The organism is Aeromicrobium phoceense, assembly GCF_013868155.1.
GTDB classification, from domain to species: Bacteria; Actinomycetota; Actinomycetes; order Propionibacteriales; family Nocardioidaceae; genus Aeromicrobium; species Aeromicrobium phoceense.
The window spans coordinates 2,430,406-2,432,183 of record NZ_JACEOG010000001.1 but is presented as its reverse complement, the minus strand read 5'-3'; the positions used below and the strand labels follow the sequence as shown (position 1 = coordinate 2,432,183).

Sequence of the window (1,778 nt, the reverse complement as noted above, 5' to 3'; positions counted from 1 at the left end):
TCAGGGGGTCGCAGGTTCAAATCCTGTCAGCCCGACCGTGTGATGTCTCAGGACATCGGAAACTCCCGGACCTGCATTTTGCAGGTTCGGGAGTTTTTTCATGTGGTTTTGTGTCGGGGTTGGTCGTCGCGGTCGGGGTTGATGATCAGGTCGCGGAGCAGTTCTCCGGTGGTGGCGTTGACGACTCTGACGTGGTGGTCGTCGATGAGCAGGGTGACGTGGGTTCGGGTGTGGGTTCGGCCGATGCCGATGTGGGGGAGTTTTCCGGCGATGCAGGTGTTCACGCGTGCATCGGGCGGGCAACGACGCTGGGCGTGCTGGGATCGCGACCGCGTGGCCGGCCGCGGTCTGTCTCCTTCTCGATGCGGAGAACTATAGGTAGCGGCAGACCTGCTCGGGACTGCACGTGTCGGGGTCCGGCTGCGCGGCGTCGTGCCTGAGTTCGGCAATAGTGTCATGCAGGGCGGTGAGCCGAGCGATCTGCTGCTCGATCTCGGCTAGGCGCTCGTCGAGCAGATCGCGCACGTGCTCACACGGCGCGGCGCCGTCATCGCGGATGTCGAGGATCTGGCGGATCTGAGCGAGGGTGAGGCCCGCCGCCTGGCCGCGGTGGACAAAGTCGATCCGGGCGACAGCGACGGGCGGGTAGTCCCGATAACCCGACGGCGTCCGGTCGGCTGGGGGCAGCAGTCCCGACTCCTCATAGAAGCGGAGAGTCTTCGGAGTGGTCCCAGCCGCAGCGGCCAGTTCCCCGATGCGCATCGCGGTCACCTCTCGTTCGGCAGGAGCACGCTTGACCTTCCCCTGCACTGGAACGTCAAGTATGGCTGAACAGATCAGAAGAAGACCGAAGGGTTGAAGGAGACAGCAGCGATGCCTACGAAGTACGACCTTGCCATCATCGGATCGGGCGGCGGGGCGTTCGCCGCGGCGATCCGCGCGACCGCGCTGGGAAAGTCGGTGGTGATGGTCGAGCGCGGCACGCTCGGCGGGACCTGCGTGAACACTGGGTGCGTGCCGTCGAAGGCGCTCATTGCCGCGGCTGGCGCGCGGTACTCCGCCGCCGACGCCCCGGACCGTTTCCCGGGGATCTCAACGACAGCGGGCCCAATCGACATGCCCGCGCTGGTCGCCGGAAAAGTGGCGCTGGTCGAGTCGCTGCGGGGCGAGAAATACGCCGACGTTGCTGAATCCTACGGCTGGCAAGTGCGTCAGGGAGTCGCCGCGTTCGCGGGCTCGCCTGATGCGCCGGCGCTGAACATCACCGCCGCCGATGGGATGGCCGCGACCGTCGAGGCCGAGCACTACATGGTCGCAACCGGCGCTCGACCGTGGGTCCCGCCGATCGAGGGCCTGGATAGCGCGGGGTACCTGACCTCGACCACGGCCATGGAGCTGCTCGAGGTCCCCAGGTCTCTCCTCGTCCTCGGCGGTGGCTACGTCGCCTTGGAGCAGGCCCAACTGTTCGCCCGACTCGGCTCCGAGGTCACGCTGCTGGCCCGCTCCCGACTCGCATCGAAGGAGGAGCCTGAAGTCTCCTGGGCGCTTGAGGACGTCTTCGCCGATAATGGCATCCGCGTCGTTCGCCGCGCGGTGCCCACCCGGGTGACCCGGGCCGCAGGGACCGGGCTGGTCGTGGTGACCGCGGACGTATCCGGCGTCTCGCAGGACTTCCGCGCCGACCAAGTCCTGGTAGCCCTCGGACGCCGCCCCGTCACCGACGGACTCAACCTCGACTCTGTCGGAGTCAAGACAGGGGAGTCCGGCGAGGTGGTCGT

General features: G+C 67.0%; 3 protein-coding genes. 1 reads left to right on the top strand and 2 read right to left on the bottom strand.

The window, feature by feature from the left end; genetic code table 11:
• Positions 1-98: 98 nt before the first annotated feature.
• Both H1W00_RS11815 and H1W00_RS11810 read right to left on the bottom strand, forming a co-directional pair.
• Entirely contained in the window at positions 99-284 is a 186-nt protein-coding gene (locus H1W00_RS11815; protein ID WP_181755837.1) for a hypothetical protein, read from the bottom strand.
• An 88-nt stretch (positions 285-372) separates the two neighbouring features.
• Complete coding sequence (locus tag H1W00_RS11810; protein WP_181755836.1) at positions 373-762, bottom strand: heavy metal-responsive transcriptional regulator; 390 nt, start codon at positions 760-762, stop codon at positions 373-375.
• 111 nt (positions 763-873) lie between these two features.
• Here H1W00_RS11810 and H1W00_RS11805 point away from each other — a divergent pair.
• Positions 874-1,778, top strand: a 905-nt coding sequence (locus H1W00_RS11805; protein ID WP_181756279.1) for an FAD-dependent oxidoreductase, incomplete at its 3' end; no start/stop codon positions are given.

Bases quoted from the DNA above. Each gene is read 5' to 3' on its own strand.
- H1W00_RS11810 (WP_181755836.1), bottom strand. From the start codon at position 762: ATGCGCATCGGGGAACTGGCCGCTGCGGCTGGGACCACTCCGAAGACT.